We start from the raw sequence: 25,041 nt of genomic DNA, 5'->3' as shown, positions 1-25,041 counted from the left end.
TCTCATCGTCACTCGTTCGCGACACGGTTGCAACGGGCGAATGCCACCTTGATACTAGACACCTTGGCGGTATTAGAAACTGGCTTATAAAGGAGATTGGGATGCTTCAGGTCGATGGCTTGTCTGTGTTGCTTATGTTGTTGCTCGGTCATGTGCTTGGCGATTTCTTTTTACAACCCGATTCTTGGGTGAAAGATAAAAACGTGCGTCAAGGCCGCTCGCGTTTTTTGTACTGTCATGCCCTTGTTCATGGGGTCATTGTGTTGCTAATCTTGGCATGCGCGACCACTACCAGCCTCTCGGCTTCATTCCTTATTGGTGTCATCGTTGTCCTCGCCCATGGAGTGATTGATTACGCCAAAATCAAAATAGGCCGAGGTTTTCGCTGGTTCCTGCTTGACCAGTTTCTCCATATCGTCACCCTTGTGTTCGTATGGCTCTATCTATACGCGAACGCGTTTTCGCAACTCTCCCTGCTCGCGGATAAAGTCGATTACAACCACTTTTTCCTTATCACCTTAGCTTATGTGATGATGCTCAAACCTGCCTCTATTGTGGTCGGTGAAATACTGTCTAAATGGTCGGCTGATTTAAACACCACTGGCGCCATCACCCATGACAAAAAAGCAGAATCCTTAACCAACGCAGGCCAATATTTAGGTTACATTGAGCGCGTGTTAGTCCTGACCTTTGTGTTAAACGGTCAATACACGGCGGTTGGATTTGTGCTCGCGGCTAAGTCCATTTTTCGTATGGGAGACCTACGAGAAGCCCACGATAGGAAGTTTACCGAATACGTTATGCTAGGCTCACTATTTTCCATGAGCATCGCTTTATTTACTGGCTTTGTGATAGCCAAGCTATTGCCCTGAACGGTCAAGCCCGACCATTGCTCCACCCTACTCAATACTGAAAATCAATAATCACTAGAGAAAATTTCGTAATTGAAGCCGTCGCTCAAAAAAACAATGATGAAGATGAGATAAGAACAAAAAATTCATCAGGAGTTCAACATGAGCGAGATCTTCCAAAACATCCCTTTTATACAATACGAGGGGACCGAGTCACATAATCCTTTTGCTTTTAAACATTATGATGCCAAAAGAGTCATCATGGGCAAAAGCATGGCGGAACACCTAAGAATGGCAGCCTGTTACTGGCATAACTTCTGTTGGTCTGGGAGCGATGTGTTTGGTGCGAATACCTTTGACCGCCCTTGGAACAAGCCGTCTAATCCAATGGAGGCTGCCAAGCTAAAAGCGGATGCAGCCTTTGAGTTTTTTAGCAAACTGGGCATTGGCTACTACAGCTTCCACGATGTGGACGTTAGCCCAGAAGGATCATCCCTAAAAGAATACATTCGCAATTTTTCCGAGATGGTAGAAGTACTTCAAGCCAAACAAGAAACAACGGGCTTAAAGCTGTTGTGGGGCACTGCTAATGCCTTTTCTCATCCACGCTATATGTCTGGCGCGGCCTCTAACCCAAACCCAGACATTTTTACCTATGCCGCAACGCAAGTCTTTCATGCGATGAATGCGACTCATGCCCTTAAGGGTGAAAACTACGTGTTATGGGGTGGCCGCGAAGGCTACGAAACCCTGCTCAATACCGACCTAAAACGAGAGCGGGCTCAGTTGGGACGCTTTATGCAGATGGTGGTCGAACATAAACACAAAATAGGCTTTGCTGGCACCTTATTGATCGAACCCAAACCCGCTGAGCCAACCAAACACCAATACGATTACGATACCGCCACAGTTTATGGCTTCCTAAAAGAGTTTGGGCTTGAGAAAGAAATCAAAGTCAATATCGAGGCCAACCATGCCACCCTAGCGGGCCACAGCTTCCACCATGAAATCGCCACCGCTTGTTCTTTAGGGATTTTAGGCTCGGTGGATGCCAACCAAGGGGATGCACAACTAGGCTGGGATACCGATCAATTCCCGACCAGCGTGGAAGAATACACCCTAGTCACTTATGAGATTCTCAAAGCGGGAGGATTTAAAACCGGTGGCTATATGTTCGACACCAAACTACGTCGCCAATCCACTGACCTTGAAGACATGTTCCACGCACACATTGGTGCCATGGACACCCTCGCCTTGTCTCTGCAACGTGCGGTGAAGATGATCGAAGGAGAAACCCTGTCTAAGCTTGTCGAGAAACGCTACGCCAAGTGGAACGACACACTCGGCAGCGACATTCTCAGTGGCAAGCTCTCGCTACAAGACCTTGCCAACTATGCCGTTGAACATGACCTCGACCCTAAACCTGTCTCGGGCCGTCAGGAGATGTTAGAGAACATGGTCAATGGTTATATTTATCCTTGATTAGAAAGCGTCCAGCACGATTTGAGTGTTAAACGTCGTGCTGGATCTCTTTTAAATAATAAAAAAAGAAGACGACAACTATGACTCTTTCCGTAGCACAACCAAAAGATACGATTCTTCCTACCTACTCTCATAAATTGTCTGTGATTGAGAAGGTGGGCTATAGCCTTGGAGATTTAGCGGCTAACTTGATTTTTCAGACATTATTAACCTTCTTGGCTTTTTTCTATACCGACGTTTATGGCATTTCGGCAGGAAAAGCCACGGCCATTATTGCCTTTGGCTGTATGTTTGGCGCCTTTTTTACGCCCGTCATGGGAATCATTGCAGACCGTACACAAACTCGTTGGGGGAAATTTCGGCCTTGGATTTTGTGGACATCCATTCCCTTTGGCGCGGTGGCGTTGTTAGCCTTCAGCACCCCCAATTTCGGAGACAATGGTAAAGTGATTTACGCGTTTGTCACCTATATTGCTCTCTTAATGATCTACGCCGCCAACAATTTACCTTACTCCGCATTGAGTGGCGTATTGACCAGCAGTATGACGGAGCGCAATAGCTTATCGTCTTACCGTTTTGTCGCCGTTATGGTGGCGCAATTTGTTATTCAGGTACTGCTGTTACCGTTAGTACTCATTCTAGGCGATGGTGACAAAGCCACAGGCTTTCACAATACCATGTTATTGTTTTCCATCGTCGGCACCATTTTCTTTTTGATTACCTTTGCGACCACCAAAGAACGCATTCTTCCCGTTAGTACGAAAAGAAATGCCATTTTGGTCGATGTTACCGATCTCTTTAAGAATATGCCTTGGGTGATTATGTTATTGGTCACCATATTGATTTTTATCACGCTTGCCTTAAAAGGTGGCATGTATATTTATTACTTTGAGAACTATCTTAACGAAGCTCAATTGGCTTTATTTTTACAGAACATTGGATTTAATGACCTTATTACCAATCTAAATCATGTACTGAATACTCTCGGGTTATCGTCATTTAAGTGGCCTAAAGATGCTCCAACCTCAGCTTTCAGTGTGTTTAATGGGGTTGGCATTATCATGATGATCGTTGGTATTGGCTTTTCTAAAAAACTGGCGGACACCTTTGGTAAGCGTAATGTCTTTGGTAGCGCCCTGTTTCTTTCCACCTTATTTGTTTTAGTGTTCAAATTTCTCTCTGCAAATAGCATTGGCTTGGTGTTTCTTTCTCAAATACTCCATGGCTTTTTCTATGGCATTACCATCCCACTGCTTTGGGCGATGATTGCCGATGTTGCTGATTATTCTGAATGGAAAAACAACCGACGAGCAACCGCCATTATTTTTTCTGCCATGATTCTTGGCCTAAAAGTCGGCTTAACCATTGGCGGTTCTTTAGTGGCTGGGCTTTTAGCCCATTACGGCTACGATGCATCTCTTCATGTGCAAAATGCAGACACCATAGAAGGCATTAAAACTGCTGTCAGTCTGTTTGCCTCACTGCCCTTCTTTCTTGCGGTTGGCTGCTTAGCTTTCTACGGCATAAATAAACAGGTAGAAAATCAAATCGAAGAAGATTTGAATGCCCGCCGTCGATCCGCTCAATAACGACTGTTTTGCTTTACCAACAAGGATGAATCATGTCTGAAGAACAACTTGCTCCAGAAATCGTTGAAGACTTAAAACAACGGGCGCTATCGCAGCCCCTCGTTGAGCACATCTACACGGCGGACCCATCCGCTCATGTGTTTGACGGAAAAATCTATATCTACCCTTCCCATGATATTGAAGCGGGCATTCCATTTAATGACAATGGCGATCATTTTGGTATGACGGACTATCATGTTATTTCATTAGATTCGCCACAAAGCCCAGCCGTAGACAATGGTGTTGCTTTGGATATAAAAGACGTACCATGGGCCAGCAGACAAATGTGGGCCCCCGATGCAGCCCACAAAGATGGCCAGTATTACCTCTATTTTCCTGCCAAGCGTGATAACGGCCTTTTTCAAATTGGTGTGGCCATCAGTCATTCACCAAAAGGCCCATTCAAAGCCGAACCAGAAGCGATTCCAGGCAGTTATTCGATTGATCCGGCGGTATTTGAGGACGATGACGGCCAATACTATATGTACTATGGCGGGATTTGGGGAGGACAATTACAGCACTACAGAAACAACCAATATAGTGTGGAGTATGACGAGCCGACGGGTAATAGTCCGGCTCTGTGCCCAATTGTAGCCCGCCTAGACAGCGATATGACTTCCTTTTTGGAGACACCACGTCATCTACAAATACTGGATGAAGACAGTGAGCCATTACTCGCGCAGGATCATGATCGTCGTTTCTTTGAAGCCTCTTGGATGCACAAACATAACGGCAAATATTATTTCTCTTATTCCACGGGGAATACCCATTACATCTGCTATTCCATTGGAGACAACCCGTATGGTCCCTTTACCTACGCAGGTAGAATTTTAAATCCCGTGATTGGCTGGACGACTCACCATTCCATCTGTGAGTACCACGGGCAATGGTACCTTTTTTACCATGACTCCGTGCTGTCTAAAGGCATTACCCACTTGCGCTCCATTAAAATGACCCCTTTAACTCACAATGACGATGGTAGCATTCAGACCATCACGCCTTACCGCTCAGAATAAGCTTTGACTCCGCTTTCTTTATAGCCAAAGGGCTATAGAGAAAGCGGATCGAATGCCACTTAACGTCGCCTTTACTCCTTGGCAAGCCGCGACGACACGCGATATTCCCCTGGTGTCATGCCAAGGTTTTTCCTTGTGACTGTGTACATGTATTGCACGGAAGGATAACCACAGGTGCGGGCGATTTCATCAAAGGGCAAATCGGTGGAAGTGATCAGTTCACAGGCGCGGTAAAACTTGGTCATGTGCAGCTGTTCATGCATAGAACAACCTATTTCCTCGGTAAAGCGGGTTTCTAGGTTGGTACGGGAAATCCCCACAAAGTCGACGACTTGTGCAACTTTCACCCCTCGACAAGCATTATGACGAATAAAGTGCATCGCTTGCATGACATAAGGGTCTTTTAACGCGCGAAAATCTGACGACTGACGGTCTTCTATGCCCACAGGACTGACCACCACGAGCGCCTTTTCAGCGGCGTATCCTTGCAAGTTTCGATGCAGTATTTTGGCGGCCTCGTAGCCCATTTTCTTACAGCCCTGCTGCACCGATGACAAAGCCGTACGGTTTAAATATCTGGCCATGTTTTCGTTGTCTATGCCGACCACCGCCACTTCTTCAGGTACAAGAATATTCAGGTGATCACAAGCTTGTAATAGATGACGGGCACGGGAATCCGTAACAGCAATGATGCCAATGGGTTTTGGTAAGCTCATCAACCAGCCTTCTAAATCCTGCTGGGCGCTTTGCCAACACTCCGCCGAGGTACAAAGCCCCTGATACACATAAGGCTCAAAGCCATCCGCACTGACTTGCTCAACAAAGGCGTATTCCCGCTCATTGGACCAACGGGTAAACGGGGTACTCGGCACCCCGTAAAAAGCAAACTGAGGCAAACCTTTGCGCTTTAAGTGGTCATAAGCCAGCTTGACCAAGGCTCCATTATCGGTCGCCACATAGGGAAAACGTGGATAGTCTTCTTTGTGGTGGTAGGAGCCACCCACGGCGACCGTCGGAATTGTTGTGTCCTTAAGGAGTTCTTCCACTTCTGGATTATCAAAATCAGCAATAATTCCGTCTCCTTGCCAGTTTTTGAGCCCATCTAAGCGATAACGAAAATCGTCTTCAAAGTACACGTCCCAATCACATTGAGCCGCTTGCAAATATTCGCCAATCCCTTCGATTACTTGTCGGTCGTATACCTTATTGGCATTGAACACCAAGTTAAGTCGATAACGTTTTTCAAACATATTCCATCTCTTATTGTTATTCACATCGATGATAGATAGTTGAGTTTCTAAACTAAAGCAAACTTATAAGAGTCCTTTTACTCCTTGATATAAGGACTGAAAACGAGCCCGTTTTTCCTCGTATTGATCCAGCATATGAACACGAGGTTCATAACGTTTTATCAATTCCGGCTGAAAGCAAACCTCATGAACAGACGCCAAGCCTCGCACGCCAAGGGCCGCTAAACGGGCCGCCCCTAAAGACGGGCCAACGTCGCCCCCTTGTCGGTAATCCATGGGCACAGCCAATATATCCGCCAGCAGTTGCAACCAATAGGCACTTTTTGCCCCACCACCAATCACATCAATACTGTCCCCAATACTTTGTACCGAGTGCACGGCATCCAGACCATCCAGCAAGGCAAAAGTCACGCCTTCTAATACGGCATTGACCAGATCCAGCGCCTCAGTTTCGTGAGTCATCCCCCAAAACACGCCTTTAGCATTAGGGTCATTATGGGGCGTTCGCTCGCCACTCAAATAAGGCAAAAACGTTACTGGGCGAAAAGCCCCTTGATGCGCTTCTAGGGCTTGAAATGAAGCAGACACGTTCGTAAAACCTGTGAGTTTTGCGACCCAGTCCATACAACTGGCGGCACTTAAAATCACCGACATAGTATGCCATGTATTGGGGAACGCATGCCCAAAGCTGTGAAGCGCCATCGCAGGGTTCGCCGTAAAACCATCACTCACAGAGAAGATCACCCCGGAGGTACCCAGAGACAACATGGTTTGTCCCTCTGACACCACGCCCATGCCCACCGCGCCAGCGGCATTGTCACCTCCTCCAGCGACCACGGGCACCACGGGCAAAGACCAACGCTGGGCCAAGGTTTTATCTAACTCTCCGGTGATTTCTGGCCCTTCAAATACCTTTGGCATCTGCTCTACTGTAAGACCCGTTGCTGCCAGCATGCGCTCACTCCAGGCTCGCTGCTCCATGTCTAGCCAGAGGGTGCCTGAGGCATCCGACACATCTGTGGCAAATTCCCCTGTCATGCGCAGGCGCAAATAATCTTTGGGTAATAATACCTTCGCGGTTTGTTGGTAAATCTCCGGCTCATGCTGTTTAACCCAAAGCAATTTCGGTGCAGTAAAGCCCGGCATGACTAGATTGCCAGTAATCCCCTGAACATCGGGACAGTATTGCTGTAATCGTTGGCAGGCGTCAAAGGAACGGCCATCGTTCCATAAGATGGCGGGCCTTAGCACCCTATTGTCTTTATCTAGCAAAGTGGCTCCATGCATTTGTCCCGACAAACCAATGGATTTAACCTCCTGCAAGTTATGTTCAGCCGCCAGGGCCAGCATGGCGTCATCAGTAGCCTGCCACCAAGCCTCTGGGTTTTGCTCAGACCATAAGGCGTGGGGTCTTAAGACACTTAATGGGGCGGAGTAACTGGCGGCGACACGCCCTGCTTCTGTCAATAAAATCACTTTAACGGCGGAGGTACCAAGGTCGATTCCTAAATACATAATTGTGCTCTCTTCTCAAATAGTTAAACGTGGCTTAGCGGGCTTTTTTGGTTTTTACATCCAGCCAAACGGCCAATAATAAAATCGCCCCTTTCACGATCAATTGCCAAAAAGTTGGCACATCTAACATACTCATGCCGTTATCCAAGCTCGACATAATAAGCGCCCCCATAATGGCACCGAAGACGGTACCAACTCCGCCCGCTAAACTGGTTCCGCCAATCACACACGCGGCAATGGCATCCAGCTCTGCCATGTTTCCTGCCGCTGGCGAGCCTGCTCCTAATCGAGAGGTTAAAATTAAGGCGGCCACCGCCACCATGATGCCATTTAGCCCAAACACCAACATTTTAGTGCGCTCAACATTCACCCCGGACATGCGTGTCGCTTCGATATTACCGCCAATGGCATAGACTCGACGACCGAAAGCGGTACGTTTGGCAACATAGGTCAGGATTATGATCAAACCACCCATAAGCAAAATAGGCGTTGGAATGCCCCGGTAATGGTCCAAAATAAAGACTAAAGCCAGTAGTGCTACCACCATGGCAATGGCTTTGCTGTATTCAAACTGGGCGGATTGATTGCGCACACCGTGCTGTTGTTTAGCCTTACGGCGCGAATATACCCTTGCTAATAGCCCCAAACATAATAGACTGACCACGCTGATGCCCCAGCTAAATGGGATATAACTTTGACCAATCACAGACATGGCGCTGGATGTCGGTGCCACCGTCACGCCATCGGTAAAACCAACTAGGACACCACGAAAAGCCAACATGCCTGCCAAGGTCACAATAAACGATGGCACCCGCTGATAGGCAACCCACCAGCCGTTAAATAGCCCCAGAAGCAAACCGATTCCCAAGGTCAACAAAATGGTGAGCGCAATGGGAAAGTGAAACCAAACATCGAAAATCGCGGCAATACCGCCCAACAAGCCCATCATGGAACCGACGGACAAATCGATTTCCGCACTGACAATGACAAACACCATGCCAATCGCGAGCACGCCGACAATGGCCGTTTGACGCAGTAAATTGGAAATATTACGAGGAGAAATAAAAGACCCATCGGTCATGATGGTAAAAAACACGACAATAAACAAAATCGCCGCCACCATGGCGAACAGCTGTAGCTGGTTGGTTTTTATTTTTATAAACATCCTAGGCACCTTCTTTGATAGCACAATTCATAATGATTTCTTGAGTTAACCCTTGGTGATCAAATTCCCCTTTTAATTTCCCTTCGTGCATGACCAACACGCGATCACTAATACCGATCACTTCCGGTAACTCAGACGACACCATGATGATGGACACGCCCTCTTTCACCAGTGAATACATCAGCTTGTAGATTTCGTATTTCGCCCCCACGTCGATGCCGCGTGTCGGCTCGTCTAAAATCAAAATCTTAGGATGGGTTAACAGGCATTTGGCAATGATGGCTTTTTGTTGATTGCCACCGCTGAGATGTTTGATGGCCAGTTCAGGAGAGGCCATTTTGACCTTTAAGCGAGCAATGTACTCTTCTATGTCTTGATATTCTTTGTCTTCATCCACGCCCCCAAACACAGAGCTGAAATGATTCGCCTTGTAGTTATCCAATACTGACAAGGTCATATTGCGTCCAACACTCATAATAGGAACGATGCCGTGGCGCTTGCGATCTTCTGGCACCATGGCAATGCCCGCGGCTAACGCACTACGCTGGGAACGAATCTGTTTTGTCTGCCCCTCTAGCTCAATGCTTGCTCGATACTGACCGTTATAGCAGCCATATAAGCACTGCATTAACTCGGTTCGACCGGAACCAATTAAACCCGCAATGCCCAGAATTTCCCCACGATGCAGTTCAAAACTGACCTCATCAACTTGAGGTCGCGAGGCACCAGCTTGTATCGCGGTGGCATTATTAACTCGTAATACCACCTCTCCTATTTCATGATCCTCACGGGGAAAAAGCTCCTCTAGCTGACGTCCCACCATCATCGCGATGATGTCGTGTTGCGTTAACTCAGAAGCCGCCTTGGTGGCAATGTGGTCGCCATCTCGAATCACCGCCACCCAATCCGACAACGCCAACACCTCATCCAATTTATGGGAAATGTAAATGCAGGCAATCCCTTGGGCTTTCAGCTCACCAACAATATTGAGCAAAATGCGAATATCAGCACTGGTCAAAGAGGACGTCGGTTCATCTAAAATCAACAGTTTGACGTTTTTATTCAGTGCCTTGGCAATTTCGACTAACTGCTGTTGGCCCACACCTAGTTCACGCACCAAGGTATCGGGTTGTATATCTAGCTTCACGCGCGCTAATAGTTCACTGGCGCGATGATGCATGGCCTCGTCGTTCAAACGTGCAAACGAGCCAATTTCATTACCTAAAAAAATATTCTCCATCACGGAAAGCTCTTGGACCAGCGCTAGTTCCTGGTGAATGATCACAATGCCTAGAGCTTCAGTATCTCGAATACCGTTTGCCTGAATAAGTTTACCTTGAAAATAGATCTCGCCTTCATAGGAACCATAGGGCCAGACACCACTTAACACTTTCATTAAGGTCGACTTGCCCGAACCATTTTCACCGCAAACCGACAATACCTCGCCTTCTCCAAGGGTTATGCTGACACCGTTTAACGCCCGCACACCGGAAAAACTCTTCACTATATCGCGCATATCCAATAGGGGTTGTTTCATATCGACACTCTCTTGAAAGCAAAGGCGCCCAGATGAGCGCCTTATCATCAATAAATTAAGGGTTGTAAACGTCTTTATGAGAATGGAAACCGTCAGCAATAACGGTACTGTCGATGTTGCTCTTATCCACTGCGATAGGGGTGAGTAAGACGGAGGGCACGTTCATTTTGCCGTTATTCACTGTACCAGTGGTTTTGATTTTTTCACCTTTTGCCAGTTTCACCGCCAGCTCGGCACTGATGGTCGCTTCTTTTTTAATGGGCTTATAAACCGTCATGGTTTGCGTACCAGCGACAATACGACGCACTGCAGCTAAATCGGCATCTTGACCGGAAATCGCCACTTTGCCCGCCAAGCCTTGTGCATCAAGTGCTTGAACCGCTCCGCCCGCCGTTGAGTCATTGGAAGCAACCACCGCATCAATCTTGTTATTATTGGCGGTTAACGCATTTTCCATGATGTTCATTGCCGCTTGCGCTGACCATCCGGTGGCCCATTGATCTCCAACAATCTTGATATTGCCATCATCGATAGACGGTTGAAGCACCTTCATTTGTCCTTCACGGAACATTTTGGCGTTATTATCCGTTGGGGAGCCGCCCAGTAAGAAATAGTTGCCTTTAGGGACACGATTCAACAAGGCTTGCGCTTGCATTTCCCCCACACGAACGTTATCGAAGGACACATACAGGTCAACGTGAGCAAACTTAATCAGTCGGTCATAGGCGAGTACTTTGATGCCTGCCGCTTTGGCTTCAGAAAGAACACTGCCTAGCACTTCGCCATTTTGCGGTACGATCACTAGGACGTCTACGCCCCGTGAAATCATGTTTTCGATTTGCGAGATCTGGGTAGTGGCACTGCCATTGGCAGATTGGGTATATACCTTAGCTCCTAAGGATTCCGCTTCTGTGGTAAAAAAATCACGGTCTTTTTGCCAACGCTCAAGACGCAAGTCAGACATTAGCAAACCGATCTTTTCACCTGCCGCCATCACTGGCACAGAAGCAACGAGGCAACTGGCAATCAAACTCATAGAAAGGATCTTTTTCATCGTCTTCATTCCTTTTATTTTTATTCATTGAAGGATCTCCATAAGAGAGTAAGCAGACTGTAAATTGATGCTTTCACGAGAAGTATTATCTTTTTTTGTTTTGGTTTAGCGTTTTTACAAAAAAGCCCTTTGAGAGGATTTTCAAAGGGCTTAAAGATGATGTGTGTCAATAACAACGCAGACATTAAAAGAGGATAGATCTAACTTGGCAATAAAGCTCTTACCGCCAAGAACAACACAGAAGGCCCTAAAAGGCAGCCCAAAGCAGTATAGAAAGCCGCCGTTAAACAGCCATAAGGCACCAGCTTCGCATCTGTTGCCGCCAATCCGGCTGCCACACCGCTCGACGTGCCCATTAGGCCACCAAAGATCACTGCTGTTCTTGGGTTATTAAGTTGAATAAGGGGAGCAACAAACGGCGTCACCACCATCACTAAAATAGATTTAACCAAACCAGCGGCAATGGAAAGCGCCATCACCTCGGAGCTAGCGCCAATAGCCGCCCCTGTCACCGGGCCCACAATATAAGTAATCGCCCCCGCGCCAATGGTTGTGATGCTAACGGCATCTGTATAACCAAACGCCATGGCAATGGCTGCCCCAGCGATAAAGGAAGAAAAGATGCCAAAGAAAAGTGCCAGCACCCCACTTTTCCCTGCGCGTTTGATTTCTTCTATTTTGACGCCAAAACCGGTCGCGACAATAGCAAAGTCACGCAGCATCGAGCCACCCAGCAAACCAATCCCCGACAACAGGGGAACATCCACCACCCCTTTGTGCCCACCCGTAAAGGCACCACTGAAGTACGCCATGGTTAAACCTAAGAGAATCGCGATGGCGGAGCCATGAACCCGTCCACGGGTGAACTTTGCGGACAGCCAGTAAGAAAACCACATGGTCAAACCGATTACGGCAAAACCGACGATTAAGCTGTATTTTGTGCTAACTAACAATAAAGACTCAAACATAGTGTCACCTTAGACGCGGTCAGTAGAGGGAGACGAAATGGACGTTGACACTTGCGTCTTCTCTTTACCCATACGATCGAGCACTGGCACCAAGGCAAAACCAAGAACAACTGCGGTCACACCTGCACTAATCGCCATGGCACCGCCACTAAAGGCTCCAAATACATTTTGCTTTGCCGCCATCGCCACCACGACAGGAATATACACCGCACTCCAAAACTCAACACCCTGTTCCGTTTTTGGATCGATCACCCCTTTTTTATTGAGATAACTGCCAGACAGAATCAATAAAATCATCGCGATGCCGACACCCCCAACATTAGCAGGAAGGCCCAATAAGTGCCCTAACACCTGCCCGATACTGATACCGACTAACGTACAGATTGCTAATAATGCCACTCCATAAATAATCATACTGCTCTCCAATTTTGTAATTTTTGTTTTACTGGATAAAAAGGTTTTCTTCTTCGTTACCTTATCTTGAGTCCATTACCGTTTATCTTTGCTTTCTCCCTCCATTTACTGTCTTCCTCCAAAATATAAAGTATTCAACTTGGTATTTTCGACGCTATAACACACACCCTGACGAAGTGTGTTACGAAACAAACTGGTTAATGTGCTCCCTGGCGGCATTTCAATGGCTTTGGTCACGCCACGCTCGACGAGCATTTCGCAGCTATCATGCCAGTGCAGTTGTTGCGCCATATTAAGTGCTAGATCTTCCTTTATCGCTCTCGCTTGTCTGATCACTCTGGCTTTGGCGGCGCTGACGTAACGTACAACAGGCTCGTTTAGCTCGATGTGCTGAAATGTTTCCAACAGCTGCTGAGATGGCTCACTGAGTAAAGGGCAATGAGACGGGACGGCCACATCAAGCAGCGAGCTGGTACCCGAACCTTTTTTACGAATCCTCTCTGCCGCTTGTTTGAGTGATGCTTGATCACCTGCTAACACAAATTGCTTCGGAGCATTTAAGTTCGCTAGATAAATACGCTTGCCCTGATCTTGGAGTGCTTCCACCACCGCTTGCACTTGTTCAAGCATCGTGCCTGTGATGGCGAGCATGCCATAGCCAGACGGATAAGCGTTTTTCATGAATTCTCCACGCGTTTTCACCAGAGATAAGGCATCCGTAAAACGCAAACAGCCAGCCACAACTGCAGCAGGATAGGCACCAATAGACAACCCCAAAACATAGGCGGGTGTGATGTCATTCGCTTGCAGGTAACGCCCCCAAGCAACCCCACAGATAAGCAAACTAAGCTGTACATTCACCGTGTCTTTTAATGCCTCAGCAGAATCTAGAGCGCCTAACGAAATGCCTAACCCCTCTTCCGCTTGCTCAATCACCTCTCTCACTTGTGGATGCTTGGGTAAATGTTGCAGCATCAATGGCCGTTGCGCCCCCTGCCCGGGAAAAGTAAATACCGTGGTCATAAGCTCACCTCTTCTCGCCAAGGATCCCTCACCAAAAAGGGGCCAGTTTCCGATTTCAGCAATACCGTTTGACTCTGCCCCGCCCACTCCAATAACGCGATGGCCCCCGTGGGGGTTTCGATTTGAATATCCAAGCGACAGGGTAATTCAACGAAGTTTTGCCATATGTCCCGAGCGCAAGACTTGGTTAATGGCTCAGGGGATTGGATCACTAAATCAAGATCACTGTCCGCGTGTATTTGCCGCTCCCCTGTCGCTAACTCATAGCCAAGGCTGCCCGTTATTCCCCATGATAAATCGTATCCATTCAGCACTGGGGCGACGCTTGCCAACGCCTGCAACACGGGCATGTTGAACCGATCCGGATGCTCCATCCAAGCTTGCCGTTTGGCTATGTCATAAGGGGTGACGCTTGATTGCACAGCAGCCACAAACGCATAAGCAGCGCAACGCTGGCGTTTATTGGCACCACGCACACCAACGGCAATTAACTTGGGTGTTGCCATTTTTTCGCGGCGCACGACGACAGGGCCATCTCCCTCGGTTACCCAATAAGGCAAGCCCTGTGTTTCGTCTTTGGCAATCAACGAAGAACGATCAAGCCAAAGTAAATCGTGCGCCTGCCAAGTCATCATTTTGATGCCGCGCCTTTCCATTGGGCACGGAGCCGTTCACGTACCAAACGGGATGCCCCTCGATTTTCCCCTTGCAATCGCTTGGTGATTTGGGTGTCACCACCAAGGTTTTTCACCGCTTGAACCAATTGTCTTTGTACTAACTCAATGTCTTCAGGTGAGGGAGCAATGGCACTGCTAACATCGATAAAGTGGTCGATAAGCCCCAAGGTGGCAAAGCTTTTAAGATCGTAAGCCATAGGTGGTACGGTTTTGGCCAGCTCGTCCAGCGCGTCTTCCGAGCGCATAGTGATGCGTGCGGCGGCCGCTTTGCCCATGGCATGCACCATGACGCCTGAGTCATTCAACGCCAAAATACTATTGGCTTGATAACCGTGTGCTAAAAATGCCCCCGACATGGCTTTCCCCACTAATAGAGAAATAACCGGATGGCCTGCTTGCCTCGCTTGGACGTAAGCGGATACCGCACCAGCCAAGGCTTGATGAATGCCCAACGCTTCTTCTCTACGCCCATAAGCTTGGCTAGGCACATCAACGATAGCGATAATGGACGATTTATGTACTGGCTCAACCGTCGCTTCTTGCGACACAATATGGCTAACCGCCTCTGCCAAAGCCCAGCCTTCTAACAGCCCCACTTCCCCATGACGTGCTCGCGGATAGCGATTATGGGCATCGGGCTGAATCAACAATAGAGAACAGGTTCGTCCGGATAGCTCACCCTCACCAATCAAAAGAGAAGGTACCGCACCTTCTTTGACGGTCATTTGTGCTGCGAGCAAATCAAACCAAATACGGCCACGATGGGATGCCAACATATTCATAGGGACGCCTCCTTAGACAAGATCTCACGGGCCATTTCCGCTGTTATTTGTGAGCGAGTGTCCACCTTGTTCAGTCGATCTAAAGAGGATTGAATCGCTTCGCTACGAAATGCCTTCGGCACACCTTTACTCAGGTATTCTTGGACTTTTTGGCGCACTTCCATGACATCCGAGTCAATAAAACCGTTAATCAAGCCCGTTGCATCGCGTTGTTCGCCCCCTGTTAATCCCCAAATAAAGGGGCGATCCTGAGAGTCGTACTCGCTGACGCCTGCTTCTTGCTCAATCACCTGAGGCCCATTCAAACCAAGGCGACCTTCGCGGGTCATTAATAGATAGCTACATAAGCCTGCCGTAATAGACATGCCGCCAAAGCAACCCACAGGACCTGTAATCAAAGCGACAACTGGCTGAAACTGACGCAAGGCAACAATCGCCGATTGAATTTCAGCAATCGCCGCCAAGCCTAAGTTGGCCTCTTGAAGCCGCACGCCACCGGTTTCTAATATCAGTACCGCTGCAATGGATTCCCCTGCTTGATTCGCCTCGACCGCTAACTCAAGTGTGCCGGCTATTTTTGCCCCGGCCACTTCCCCCAAGCTACCGCCTTGAAAACTGCCATCGACGGCGATGGCCACCACCGATTTTCCATCAATCGAACCGCGAGCCGTCACTACACCATCATCAAACTGCGGCACTATGCCTTGCATTTCTAACCAAGGAGAGGTGACACGATCGAACGGCGTCACCATTTCCCGCATGGAACCCGCATCCAGTATGTGTTCAACGCGTTTTCTCGCACTTTGCTCAACAAAACTGATGGCCAATCTTGGATCATTTCCATTACTCATAAGACAACTCCTTGGCTAAGGCTTGCTCTAAAGCTTGCTCTAGACGCAAACGAATCACCCCCGGTGTGGCAGAAAAATCATGGATATCCATGCGCATCGCAGGTAATGGATGTGCCACTTCAAGACGCTCAATGATGCTTAACCAACGTTGCTCTCCCTGCTCAGCGGATGAATGAATGTAAATGTCTGCTTGGGGCTGATCGCTATTGTCGATCATGACTTCTAGATCTCCTGATCCCACATAGCCAACTAGGGCTCGATCAATTGGCACGTTACGGGCCGGACGAGTAAAATGAAAAGTATTCATAGAAGCTCCTAAATTAGCGGTTCGCTTGATGTTTGAGCAGGCTGTCGATCAAACAGACCATCGATAAAAAGTGTGGCAGCCAGTAAATCGGCGGCACCACCAGGCGAGGCATTAAATGACAAGAGTGTGTGCTCTAATTCGCTTAGTAACTGACGACCCAACGAGGTGCCTACGCCGCCTGCATTCAGCACGGCTCTGGCGCCTTGCTGCATCGCCTCTAATCCTTCCAGCCCTGAACGAGATGCCACACAGGTGTCTGACAGTCGCGTCATAATGGCTAATAGCCCATTGAGTTGTGCATGGGATTCGCTATCGCCTCGGGCTCGACTCTGTAACAACATGGGTAAACCAAGTTCTTTCACATGGGGAAACCCTAATTGGGCCTCTTCTTTGGCGCCGGATACACCATATTGGTGACGTACCTGTAAACCATTACTTAAATAGACTGTATTAAGGCCTGAGTCTGGTAGCATCGCTAAGTGCGCGGCATGATCAAACAGCTCATCAAGGGTGTTGGCTTGCGTTGCCGCTGAGACCAATAACCCCAGCGCCCAAATAGCGCCTTTATGGGTATTAACGCCGTTTGTTTCTTGCAACATGGCCTTTTCAGCATCCCGCCCAATGGCACCAATATGCTGACGCAATTCAGGATCTATGGGGTATGCGAGCGCCTTATCCGCCATCTCACAAAAGTAAGGTTGAAGACAACGGGCCGATGTTAATAACAGGGCCATGTCCATATCCAAATGAGCACCAGAACCGCGACGATCCACCAACGCAGGTTTAGGCGTTAGCGTGGCTTCTTGCACTAATGCGTTGTAAGCAAGGTGAGCAAGATTCGCCGCATCAAGACGCCTTAACGAGATCCCAGTTACGGCGTCAATGCCTTGCTGTGTGTCTTTTTTTAAATAGCTTCCCATTACCAGCTCCGGAATTTTGCAGGTGGCTTATAAAGCCCGTTTGACCAAGTTTCCAAATCCGCGATACTGGAAGCCGCCAGTAAATCTCGACTGGCATCACTGCGCCTGATCCCTAAATCTTGCGGGTAAGCAACCAAACCATCGCGACGTAATTGCGCGGTTACTTCCGGGTCTTGGCTGAGTCCAAGTGGTGTTACCCCCGCCACAGCGGCAATCATGGCTCTTCGTTGTTCCAAGGATTGGGCTTTGTATACATAAGCAATCCCTTCCTCGGTCAGTACATGGGTCACATCACTGGCATAGATCATCACCGGCGCCAAGGGCATGCGGTAATCTCGGGCCATTGCCAAAGCATCCAGTTCTTCAACAAAAGTCGATTTACTACTGTCTTGGTAAGTTTCCACCATCTGCACCACCAGCTTGCGGCCTTTTGTTAGCAAGGAGTCGTCTGCTTTCATATCCAGCCATGCGGGGGAGGAATGACGACGACCGCCAGGGTCATGGCCCATATTCGGTGCCCCACCAAAGCCAGCTAAACGCCCGCGCGTTACGGTAGACGAATTGCCATCCCCATCGATTTGCAAGGTGGATCCTATAAACATATCCACCGCGTACTGCCCTGCTAGCTGACAAAAAGCGCGGTTGGAGCGCATAGAACCGTCTTTTCCGGTAAAGAAAATATCTGGCCGCTGGGCAATGTAATCTTCCATGCCAAGTTCCGTACCAAAGCAATGCACACTCTCGACCCAGCCAGTTTCAATGGCGGGTATCAAAGTCGGATGAGGGTTCAACGTCCAGTGGCGACAGATTTTGCCTTTTAGCCCTAAAGACTCGCCATAGGTTGGCAGTAACAATTCAATTGCCGCAGTATTAAAACCAATGCCATGATTAAGGGATTGCACTTGATGTTTTTCGTAAATGCCACGGATCGCCATCATGCCCATCAACACTTGCAATGGCGTAATTAAGCGTGGATCCCGTGTAAAAAGAGGTTCAATAAAGAAAGGTTGATCGGCCTGTACAATGTAGTCTACCCAAGAGGCCGGAATGTCCACTCGGGGTAAATCAGAGGCATCGTCAACGATCTCGTTGACTTGAAAAATCACGATACCATCACGAAAGGCCGTTGCTTCCACCAAGGCGGGCGTATCTTCTGTACTGGCCCCTGTGTAGATATTACCTAGTTTGTCCGCCTTAAAACCCGCCAACAGCGCCACATTGGGATTCAGGTCAACGTACAAACGCGCATACAGCTCAATATAGGTGTGTATTGCTCCCACCTCTAAAAGGTCATCTTCCATCAATTGACCGATGCGTAGGCTTTGTGGGCCAGAAAAAGAAAAGTCTAATTTACGCGCGATACCCGCCTCAAAAAGGTCCAAATGTTCGGGACGGCTGACGCTGGGCATAATCATATGCAGATTATGGATTTTTTCGGGAGAGACGCTCGCTAAAGAGCGAGAAAGAAAATCGGCCTGTTTTTGGTTATTCCCCTCCAGCACCACCTTATCGCTCGGTTTTATCAGTCGTTCCATGGCGGCGACTATGTTTGATGTAGGAATGATAGAACCGTCGACTAGACCACTCAGCTCTAACATACGACTTTCTTTGTTCTGACGGCGACTGAACCAATTGCGTTCAGAATCAGTGTTCATTTGCATCGCATTTCATCCTGTTTTTTCTTTTACAGTATGAAGGAAACACGATGCCATCAATCAAGTTGCTTGAAGCTTCATTACTCTCATGCTAATAATCGTTTAAAAAGCCCACTTAGAGCCGACTCTCCCCCCTAGGACACTCTTTACCGGATTTAGGATGCCTTATGTTTGATGAAATGATCACATTGAAAAAGCTGGAAATTTTTCTCACTTTTATGAAAGTAGGCACCTTGTCTGAGGCCGCCAACCAATTGCAGCTGAGTTCTGTCAGTGTACACAGAGCCATTCACTCCTTAGAAGAAGGCTTAAAATGCCCTTTGTTTCGCCAAGAAGGACGCCTGCTCACGCCGCTGCCCAGCGCTAGAGTGCTGGAAGAGAGAGTCACTCAAGTGCTCAATGATTTACAAGATGGCATTACCAGCACCCGGGAAGTAGCGGGCATCTATTCCAATCAATTTAAGTTAGGTGCCTTATACTCGCTGGCCATTAATACCTTGCCGCAACTGATTGCAGGGCTAAAACGACGCAAAAGTGATTTAAATATAGAACTATCACTCGGCTCAAATTCCTCTTTGATAAGTAAACTGAGGAGCTTCGAGCTCGATGTCATCATTATATCGTCGGAAAAAACACTGGAGGATGACGAATTTACCTCTCTGCCCTTGTTTGAAGATGAGCTGATGCTGGCGGTCAGTCGCGATTCGTCTCTTGCCAAGCAGCATAGCATCAAGTTAGAAACGTTTCAGAACGAAAATTTTGTCACCCTTTCAAGTGGCTTTGCTACGGCAGAGGACACCAAAAAAGTGTTCCAGCGTGCCAGTATACAACCCAATGTCGTGATGGAAGTAGGCGATATATTCTCGCTAATGAGCATGGTCAGTGGCAACGTTGGTTACGCCATTTTACCGCGCCGCGTAGAACATGTTTTTGATAATAAAATCAAACTTTTGTCGATAGAAAATATGCCAGACATGAAGCAACACGTGGTCATGGTGTGCCTTGCCAGTCGAGAACGAGATCCACGTATTCTCAATTGCATCGTCGAATGTCGTCATTATGCGAGAAACCATAAACGTTAAGACACACAAAGTCAGGAGGCAAGCAACGCCCCTCGCCAACGTACTGGCTTCCACTTGGCTTATAAGAGGAATGACCACGTTGAATAAAGCCGTCTGTTTTTGCCACGTCTTAGCGTCGCTCGTGACATCATGCAAAGGTCTCAGTTAGAACATTATTTACAAACTCTGCCTTTTTCTATTTGTTACAATGGTGGAAATATCACTAAGAAAGAGGGTTTTATGGCTAGTGTTGGATTTTTAGGTATGGGCATTATGGGTAAAGCGATGGCGTTAAATTTACTCAACGCCGGATTTGATGTGACGGTTTGGAATCGCAACCCAGAAAAATGTACTGAATTAGTCGTTAAAGGTGCCCATCAAGGTATCTCACCGAAAGACGTTGCAGCGAACTGTGACATTACCTTTGCCATGGTCTCAGATCCAGACGCCGCTTTGGCACTTTGCCAAGGGCCAGATGGAGTTGCTGCTGGCATTGGCTCAGGTCGTGGCTATGTTGATATGTCGACCGTAGATGACGGCACATCAAAAACAATCGCTCATTTAATTACTCAAGCAGGCGGCCGCTTTTTAGAAGCCCCGGTGTCTGGTACCAAAAAACCTGCCGAAGACGGTACGTTAATCATCTTAGCGGCGGGTGATCAATCCCTGTATGACGATGCCAAACCCGCTTTTGACGTGATGGGTAAAATGTCCCCCTATCTTGGCGAAGTCGGCCAAGGGGCCAATATGAAACTTGTAGTGAACATGATGATGGGTGGCATGTTGAGCATCTTCAGCGAAGGTCTGTCTTTAGGCCAAAAAGCAGGATTAGACGGACAGCAGATTTTAGACATCCTTGATGCTGGCGCCATGGCGAACCCCATGTTTAAAGGCAAAGGGGCCATGCTGTTGAATGAAGATTACACTACCAGCTTTCCGCTTAAACATATGCAAAAAGACATGCGACTTGCGGTTGCGTTAGGGGATCAGCTTGATCAGCCTCTGCCAACGGCCGCTATTGCCAACGAAGCCTTCAAACAAGCCATGAAAGCAGGTTTTGCGGATGAAGACATCGCAGCGGTTTATAAGGTGGTAAAATAGACACGGCTTGAAAACAACTTAAACGTAAGAGGAAAGCTTCAAACGCTCTCCTCTTACTCTCTTTATCTAGGCATTTGCCGTCACGTTCACCCTTGGCAAATCTGACCCATCATAATAATTAACGTAAAAGGTTAACCCCTCACCTGTGTAGGTAATTGACTCCCCTGCGGTGACTCTTTTATCAACAACCGATTTCTTGTTTTGAAAAATAGCAAAGTTAGCCGTCCCTTCTGCTGAAGGATCTAACGTTAATGTCAACGTTGTAGCATCAAAAAACGATGCGGTAAATAGTGAGTGTTGAGTACTCGTATCTAAGGCCAAACGTGCATATAACTGTCGGAAGGATGACATATGATATTCCTTTGTTGTGTATTTGAGTGAAACGTAAGCCAATTATCTGACCCAAGTGGAAAGATAAAAAAAACATCACCATCACTCAATTACACGGGATTACATGAGATCATCCTTTCCTAGCCAACGATGCTAAAATTCTCCACCAATCAGCCCGCTTTTCTAACCAAGGTTAAAATGTCATAGCTGGCAACCAGCTCATCGCGCTGGTTGGTGACTTGAACGTCCCACACCACGACACCTTGTGGCTCACCTTTAGGACTTAGTTTGCCTTGATCGATTTTGCGTTTACAGGTTAAACGCGCACGAATGGTGTCGCCCATTGGAACAGGTGTGATAAAGCGCAACGTATCCAAGCCATAATTCGCCAATACAGGGCCTTCGCCCGGAGAGACAAATAAACCCGCAGCAGCGGATAGCACAAAATAGCCATGAGCAATACGCTGTTCAAACTGAGAATCTCGTGCGGCAATATCGTCGAAGTGCATATAGAAATGATCGCCAGACAAGCAACCGAAGTTCACGATGTCGGCTTCTGTGACCGTACGTCGATGAGTCAGTAGAGACTCGCCAATGCGAAGGTCTTCAAAATAACGACGGAAAGGATGCACATCGGTCTCATAGGTCTCGCCACCACGAACGTACTCACCCGTTACGGCGGATAGCATGGTAGGTGAACCCTGAATAGCAGCACGTTGCATATAATGTTTTACACCACGAATTCCCCCCAGTTCTTCGCCGCCACCAGCACGTCCAGGGCCACCATGTTTTAACATGGGCAATGGCGAACCGTGTCCGGTGGATTCTTTTGAGGAGGCCTCATTCAAGATATGCACTCGACCATGATACGCAGCCAAAGCAGGCACCACTTTTCTGGCAACATCTGGGTCTTGTGTGACTAAGGTTGTGACCAAAGAGCCTTTACCACGGGCAGAAAGCGCGATAGCGTGATCAAGATCTTTATACGGCATTAACGTACTAATCGGGCCGAAGGCCTCTATGTCGTGCGCTCCGCCTTCGGCATCTGGGTCATTACTCAGTAGCAAGGTAGGTTGTACAAACGCCCCCTTTTCAGAGCCGTTGCCAAGACATTCAAAAGAGGCATTATGACCATAAACAACCTGACTGCTTTCTAACAACAAGTTGAGTTGAGATAACACATCCTCTTTTTGCTCAAAAGACGCCAATGCGCCCATGCGTACCGAGTCTAGATGGGGATCACCAATCGATACTTTGGCAAGACGGGCGGTTAGACGTTCAGATACCGCCTGAACTTGATTCTCAGGGATCAAGACACGACGAATCGCCGTACATTTTTGCCCCGCTTTAACGGTCATTTCCCGCGCCACTTCTTTAACAAAAAGATCAAACTCAGGACTGTCGACTGATACATCCGGCGCTAATATGGCGCAGTTCAGTGAATCCGCTTCAGCGTTAAAAGGAATGCCGTTATTAATTAAGTTCGGTGTGGCTTTCAACTTGGCGGCAGTGCTTGCAGATCCGGTGAAGGTCACCACATCTTGCCCCTCCAAACGATCCAACAAATCGCCTGTACGACCTATTACCAGCTGTAGACTGCCCTCCGGCAATACACCAGACTCTTGCATCAGGCGCACACACGCTTCGGTCAAATAGGAAGTGGATGTGGCAGGCTTAACAATACAGGGCATCCCCGCGAGTAAATTGGCAGCAAACTTCTCTAACATGCCCCAAACAGGGAAGTTAAAGGCGTTAATATGTACGGCCACACCGTGACGTGGCACCAAAATATGGGAGCCATAGAACTGTCCTTCGCGACCTAACGGAAAGGCATCGTCTTCATGAATCAAGTTGCCTGATGGCAATTCTCGTCGCCCTAAACTCGCGTAGGCAAATAACGTCCCCGCACCGCCTTCAATGTCTACCCAGCTATCATTGCGAGTGGCACCGGTTAATAAGGAAATCGCGTATAATGACTCTTTGTGTTCGAGTAAATATTTACCTAAGTCTCGTAAACAAGACGCCCGACTCTGAAAGTCCATCGCCATCAAAGCGGCGCGACCTTTGCTGCGAGCAAATTCCAGTGAACGGCCAAAATCAATGGTTTCAGCGTGTGTATGATAAATCGTTTCACCGTTAACAGGGCTAACTAATGCTTGTCCAGCTTGGTTACCTAACCACTCGCCTGCAATAAAACTTTGTAAGATAGGACTTTGGCTCATAGTGTTCTCTCTCCATCGGTGGCGTATTACCACCGTCATCTTTGTTATTATGATGTACTGATCGTATTGTTCGGTTGTTAACTGTCTTTATGCTTTCTATGCAATAAGACGAACGATCAAGCTGAATTAGATTTGGTCAAAATCCAACACAACCTTTTTGGACACAGGGTAAGACTGACAAGAAAGCACGTAACCGGCTTCCACTTCGTAGTCTTCAAGACCAATGCTGATGTCCATGTCCACTTCGCCTTCAACCACCTTGCATTTACAGGTAGAACATACGCCTGCTCGACATGAAAACGGCAGGTCTGCACCGTGCTCGTTGCCCGCATTCAGCAAGTTCTCGGTATTTTGTTTCAACTCAAAAGTCATCCCATGACCATCACGAATAACGGTGATTTCTGACATATCTGCATGGGCAGCAGCCTGGGCACGTTTTTCTCGTTTGCGCTCATTGCCAGCGGCGGCAAACAGTTCAAAGTGAATGTTTTCGTCTGGCATACCTAACGTTTTCAAGACATCTTGAACGGTTTCTGTCATAGATTGAGGGCCACAAATAAACGCCCCTGTTAGCGCTTTCACATCCAGCCAACGATCAAATAGAACACGACATTTATCCGCATCAATATGGCCGTTATACAGATCGATATCCTGCTGTTCGCGGCTCAATACGAAGATCAAATTCAAGCGATCCATATAAGCGTTTTTGAGATCGGCAAGTTGGTCTCGAAACATGGTAGAAGACGTGGAGCGGTTACCATATAACAGGGTGACTTTACTGTGCGGCTCAGTGGCCAAGGTGGTTTTCGCAATAGACAGAATCGGAGTAATACCGCTGCCTGCGGCAACCAATAAATAGTCACCATGACGAGCAGGATCAAGCTCTGAATAAAAATGCCCTAACGGAGGCATGACCTCAATAACATCACCTACTTTAATCGAGTCATTCGCAAACGTAGAAAACAGTCCATCAGGTACGCGTTTAATGGCCACCCGCATTTCATTATCGTGAACACCACTGCAAATGGAGTAAGAGCGACGCACTTCTTGACCATCAAGATGAGTGCGTAATGTTAAATACTGACCTTGTTTAAATTGGTAGGCCTTTGCTAAATCCGCAGGGATGTCAAAAGCTAGGGAAATAGAGTCCCGCGTTTCACGGCGTAAATCTGAAACAGTAAGTGGGTGAAATTGATTCATCTGTGTCTCCACGGCCAAATTATTGTTATCTA

General features: G+C 47.8%; 23 protein-coding genes. 6 read left to right on the top strand and 17 right to left on the bottom strand.

The features are described from left to right. The first annotated feature begins 101 nt into the window (after positions 1-101). From AC0VYI_RS11045 to AC0VYI_RS11030, 4 genes are all read left to right on the top strand, one after another. On the top strand, positions 102-872 hold the full coding sequence (locus AC0VYI_RS11045; RefSeq protein ID WP_475449309.1) for a DUF3307 domain-containing protein: 771 nt from the start codon (positions 102-104) through the stop codon (positions 870-872). Positions 873-1,013: 141 nt separating this feature from the next. Further along, complete coding sequence (gene xylA, locus AC0VYI_RS11040) at positions 1,014-2,333, top strand: xylose isomerase (RefSeq protein WP_475449307.1); 1,320 nt, start codon at positions 1,014-1,016, stop codon at positions 2,331-2,333. An 80-nt stretch (positions 2,334-2,413) separates the two neighbouring features. Then, positions 2,414-3,922, top strand: coding sequence for an MFS transporter (locus AC0VYI_RS11035; RefSeq protein ID WP_475449305.1), 1,509 nt, complete (start codon positions 2,414-2,416; stop codon positions 3,920-3,922). A 32-nt stretch (positions 3,923-3,954) separates the two neighbouring features. Beyond that, positions 3,955-4,977 carry a glycoside hydrolase family 43 protein gene (locus AC0VYI_RS11030; protein ID WP_475449303.1) on the top strand — a complete coding sequence of 341 codons (1,023 nt, stop codon included), beginning with the start codon at positions 3,955-3,957 and terminating at the stop codon, positions 4,975-4,977. Between the two features lie 71 nt (positions 4,978-5,048). On the opposite strand, the gene AC0VYI_RS11025 is transcribed toward AC0VYI_RS11030, so the two are convergent. The 14 genes from AC0VYI_RS11025 to mdcA form a co-directional block, all read right to left on the bottom strand. Further along, positions 5,049-6,227, bottom strand: a complete 1,179-nt coding sequence (locus tag AC0VYI_RS11025) for a XylR family transcriptional regulator (protein WP_067017282.1) — start codon at positions 6,225-6,227, stop codon at positions 5,049-5,051. A gap of 63 nt (positions 6,228-6,290) precedes the next feature. After that, positions 6,291-7,742: a xylulokinase gene (gene xylB / locus AC0VYI_RS11020; protein WP_475449301.1), complete on the bottom strand. Its 1,452-nt coding sequence runs from the start codon at positions 7,740-7,742 to the stop codon at positions 6,291-6,293. A 34-nt stretch (positions 7,743-7,776) separates the two neighbouring features. After that, positions 7,777-8,907 (bottom strand): sugar ABC transporter permease, encoded by a 1,131-nt coding sequence (locus AC0VYI_RS11015; RefSeq protein WP_067343019.1) that lies wholly within the window; start codon positions 8,905-8,907, stop codon positions 7,777-7,779. 1 nt (position 8,908) lies between these two features. Continuing rightward, complete coding sequence (locus AC0VYI_RS11010) at positions 8,909-10,444, bottom strand: xylose ABC transporter ATP-binding protein (protein ID WP_475449299.1); 1,536 nt, start codon at positions 10,442-10,444, stop codon at positions 8,909-8,911. Positions 10,445-10,499: 55 nt separating this feature from the next. Continuing rightward, positions 10,500-11,498: a D-xylose ABC transporter substrate-binding protein gene (gene xylF, locus AC0VYI_RS11005; RefSeq protein ID WP_475432180.1), complete on the bottom strand. Its 999-nt coding sequence runs from the start codon at positions 11,496-11,498 to the stop codon at positions 10,500-10,502. A gap of 200 nt (positions 11,499-11,698) precedes the next feature. Further along, on the bottom strand, positions 11,699-12,466 hold the full coding sequence (madM, locus tag AC0VYI_RS11000) for a malonate transporter subunit MadM (RefSeq protein WP_475449297.1): 768 nt from the start codon (positions 12,464-12,466) through the stop codon (positions 11,699-11,701). Between the two features lie 9 nt (positions 12,467-12,475). Next, positions 12,476-12,880, bottom strand: coding sequence for a malonate transporter subunit MadL (gene madL, locus AC0VYI_RS10995; RefSeq protein ID WP_475449295.1), 405 nt, complete (start codon positions 12,878-12,880; stop codon positions 12,476-12,478). A gap of 105 nt (positions 12,881-12,985) precedes the next feature. After that, the gene (mdcH, locus tag AC0VYI_RS10990; RefSeq protein ID WP_475449294.1) at positions 12,986-13,903 is read right to left on the bottom strand and encodes a malonate decarboxylase subunit epsilon; all 918 of its coding nucleotides are present in this window, start codon (positions 13,901-13,903) and stop codon (positions 12,986-12,988) included. Further along, on the bottom strand, positions 13,900-14,538 hold the full coding sequence (locus tag AC0VYI_RS10985; RefSeq protein ID WP_475449292.1) for a malonate decarboxylase holo-ACP synthase: 639 nt from the start codon (positions 14,536-14,538) through the stop codon (positions 13,900-13,902). The genes mdcH and AC0VYI_RS10985 overlap by 4 nt, the downstream gene beginning before the upstream one ends. Beyond that, on the bottom strand, positions 14,535-15,362 hold the full coding sequence (gene mdcE, locus AC0VYI_RS10980; protein WP_475449290.1) for a biotin-independent malonate decarboxylase subunit gamma: 828 nt from the start codon (positions 15,360-15,362) through the stop codon (positions 14,535-14,537). The genes AC0VYI_RS10985 and mdcE overlap by 4 nt, the downstream gene beginning before the upstream one ends. Continuing rightward, positions 15,359-16,213 carry a biotin-independent malonate decarboxylase subunit beta gene (locus AC0VYI_RS10975; RefSeq protein ID WP_475449288.1) on the bottom strand — a complete coding sequence of 285 codons (855 nt, stop codon included), beginning with the start codon at positions 16,211-16,213 and terminating at the stop codon, positions 15,359-15,361. Before AC0VYI_RS10975 ends, mdcE begins: the two co-directional genes overlap by 4 nt. After that, positions 16,206-16,520 carry a malonate decarboxylase acyl carrier protein gene (gene mdcC, locus AC0VYI_RS10970; RefSeq protein WP_199476760.1) on the bottom strand — a complete coding sequence of 105 codons (315 nt, stop codon included), beginning with the start codon at positions 16,518-16,520 and terminating at the stop codon, positions 16,206-16,208. The genes AC0VYI_RS10975 and mdcC overlap by 8 nt, the downstream gene beginning before the upstream one ends. Before the next feature lie 8 nt (positions 16,521-16,528). Beyond that, a complete protein-coding gene (locus AC0VYI_RS10965; protein WP_475449286.1) occupies positions 16,529-17,440 on the bottom strand; it encodes a triphosphoribosyl-dephospho-CoA synthase in 912 nt (303 codons plus the stop codon). Then, entirely contained in the window at positions 17,440-19,101 is a 1,662-nt protein-coding gene (gene mdcA / locus AC0VYI_RS10960) for a malonate decarboxylase subunit alpha (RefSeq protein ID WP_475449284.1), read from the bottom strand. Before mdcA ends, AC0VYI_RS10965 begins: the two co-directional genes overlap by 1 nt. A gap of 161 nt (positions 19,102-19,262) precedes the next feature. Between mdcA and AC0VYI_RS10955 the strand changes: the two genes are divergently transcribed. Further along, the gene (locus tag AC0VYI_RS10955) at positions 19,263-20,177 is read left to right on the top strand and encodes a LysR family transcriptional regulator (RefSeq protein WP_475449282.1); all 915 of its coding nucleotides are present in this window, start codon (positions 19,263-19,265) and stop codon (positions 20,175-20,177) included. Positions 20,178-20,396: 219 nt separating this feature from the next. Next, on the top strand, positions 20,397-21,257 hold the full coding sequence (locus AC0VYI_RS10950) for an NAD(P)-dependent oxidoreductase (protein ID WP_475449280.1): 861 nt from the start codon (positions 20,397-20,399) through the stop codon (positions 21,255-21,257). A 66-nt stretch (positions 21,258-21,323) separates the two neighbouring features. On the opposite strand, the gene AC0VYI_RS10945 is transcribed toward AC0VYI_RS10950, so the two are convergent. The 3 genes from AC0VYI_RS10945 to paaE all read right to left on the bottom strand — a co-directional run bounded on the left by AC0VYI_RS10945 (position 21,324) and on the right by paaE (position 25,009). Continuing rightward, the gene (locus AC0VYI_RS10945; RefSeq protein WP_475432154.1) at positions 21,324-21,608 is read right to left on the bottom strand and encodes a hypothetical protein; all 285 of its coding nucleotides are present in this window, start codon (positions 21,606-21,608) and stop codon (positions 21,324-21,326) included. A gap of 149 nt (positions 21,609-21,757) precedes the next feature. Beyond that, complete coding sequence (paaZ, locus tag AC0VYI_RS10940) at positions 21,758-23,809, bottom strand: phenylacetic acid degradation bifunctional protein PaaZ (RefSeq protein ID WP_475449278.1); 2,052 nt, start codon at positions 23,807-23,809, stop codon at positions 21,758-21,760. Between the two features lie 126 nt (positions 23,810-23,935). Continuing rightward, on the bottom strand, positions 23,936-25,009 hold the full coding sequence (paaE, locus tag AC0VYI_RS10935; RefSeq protein WP_067017226.1) for a 1,2-phenylacetyl-CoA epoxidase subunit PaaE: 1,074 nt from the start codon (positions 25,007-25,009) through the stop codon (positions 23,936-23,938). Positions 25,010-25,041 lie beyond the last annotated feature (32 nt).

The organism is Marinomonas sp. 63XJN7_9_ISO-PGPR-S23-217, from assembly GCF_056173515.1.
Note: the sequence above shows the minus strand (reverse complement) of the source record. Positions and strands in the feature narration are given on the sequence as shown.

Coding starts and splice junctions, on each gene's coding strand:
- AC0VYI_RS11045 (WP_475449309.1), top strand. CDS start 102: ATGCTTCAGGTCGATGGCTTGTCTGTGTTGCTTATGTTGTTGCTCGGT.
- xylA (WP_475449307.1), top strand. CDS start 1,014: ATGAGCGAGATCTTCCAAAACATCCCTTTTATACAATACGAGGGGACC.
- AC0VYI_RS11035 (WP_475449305.1), top strand. CDS start 2,414: ATGACTCTTTCCGTAGCACAACCAAAAGATACGATTCTTCCTACCTAC.
- AC0VYI_RS11030 (WP_475449303.1), top strand. CDS start 3,955: ATGTCTGAAGAACAACTTGCTCCAGAAATCGTTGAAGACTTAAAACAA.
- AC0VYI_RS11025 (WP_067017282.1), bottom strand. CDS start 6,227: ATGTTTGAAAAACGTTATCGACTTAACTTGGTGTTCAATGCCAATAAG.
- xylB (WP_475449301.1), bottom strand. CDS start 7,742: ATGTATTTAGGAATCGACCTTGGTACCTCCGCCGTTAAAGTGATTTTA.
- AC0VYI_RS11015 (WP_067343019.1), bottom strand. CDS start 8,907: ATGTTTATAAAAATAAAAACCAACCAGCTACAGCTGTTCGCCATGGTG.
- AC0VYI_RS11010 (WP_475449299.1), bottom strand. CDS start 10,444: ATGAAACAACCCCTATTGGATATGCGCGATATAGTGAAGAGTTTTTCC.
- xylF (WP_475432180.1), bottom strand. CDS start 11,498: ATGAAAAAGATCCTTTCTATGAGTTTGATTGCCAGTTGCCTCGTTGCT.
- madM (WP_475449297.1), bottom strand. CDS start 12,466: ATGTTTGAGTCTTTATTGTTAGTTAGCACAAAATACAGCTTAATCGTC.
- madL (WP_475449295.1), bottom strand. CDS start 12,880: ATGATTATTTATGGAGTGGCATTATTAGCAATCTGTACGTTAGTCGGT.
- mdcH (WP_475449294.1), bottom strand. CDS start 13,903: ATGACCACGGTATTTACTTTTCCCGGGCAGGGGGCGCAACGGCCATTG.
- AC0VYI_RS10985 (WP_475449292.1), bottom strand. CDS start 14,538: ATGATGACTTGGCAGGCGCACGATTTACTTTGGCTTGATCGTTCTTCG.
- mdcE (WP_475449290.1), bottom strand. CDS start 15,362: ATGAATATGTTGGCATCCCATCGTGGCCGTATTTGGTTTGATTTGCTC.
- AC0VYI_RS10975 (WP_475449288.1), bottom strand. CDS start 16,213: ATGAGTAATGGAAATGATCCAAGATTGGCCATCAGTTTTGTTGAGCAA.
- mdcC (WP_199476760.1), bottom strand. CDS start 16,520: ATGAATACTTTTCATTTTACTCGTCCGGCCCGTAACGTGCCAATTGAT.
- AC0VYI_RS10965 (WP_475449286.1), bottom strand. CDS start 17,440: ATGGGAAGCTATTTAAAAAAAGACACACAGCAAGGCATTGACGCCGTA.
- mdcA (WP_475449284.1), bottom strand. CDS start 19,101: ATGCAAATGAACACTGATTCTGAACGCAATTGGTTCAGTCGCCGTCAG.
- AC0VYI_RS10955 (WP_475449282.1), top strand. CDS start 19,263: ATGTTTGATGAAATGATCACATTGAAAAAGCTGGAAATTTTTCTCACT.
- AC0VYI_RS10950 (WP_475449280.1), top strand. CDS start 20,397: ATGGCTAGTGTTGGATTTTTAGGTATGGGCATTATGGGTAAAGCGATG.
- AC0VYI_RS10945 (WP_475432154.1), bottom strand. CDS start 21,608: ATGTCATCCTTCCGACAGTTATATGCACGTTTGGCCTTAGATACGAGT.
- paaZ (WP_475449278.1), bottom strand. CDS start 23,809: ATGAGCCAAAGTCCTATCTTACAAAGTTTTATTGCAGGCGAGTGGTTA.
- paaE (WP_067017226.1), bottom strand. CDS start 25,009: ATGAATCAATTTCACCCACTTACTGTTTCAGATTTACGCCGTGAAACG.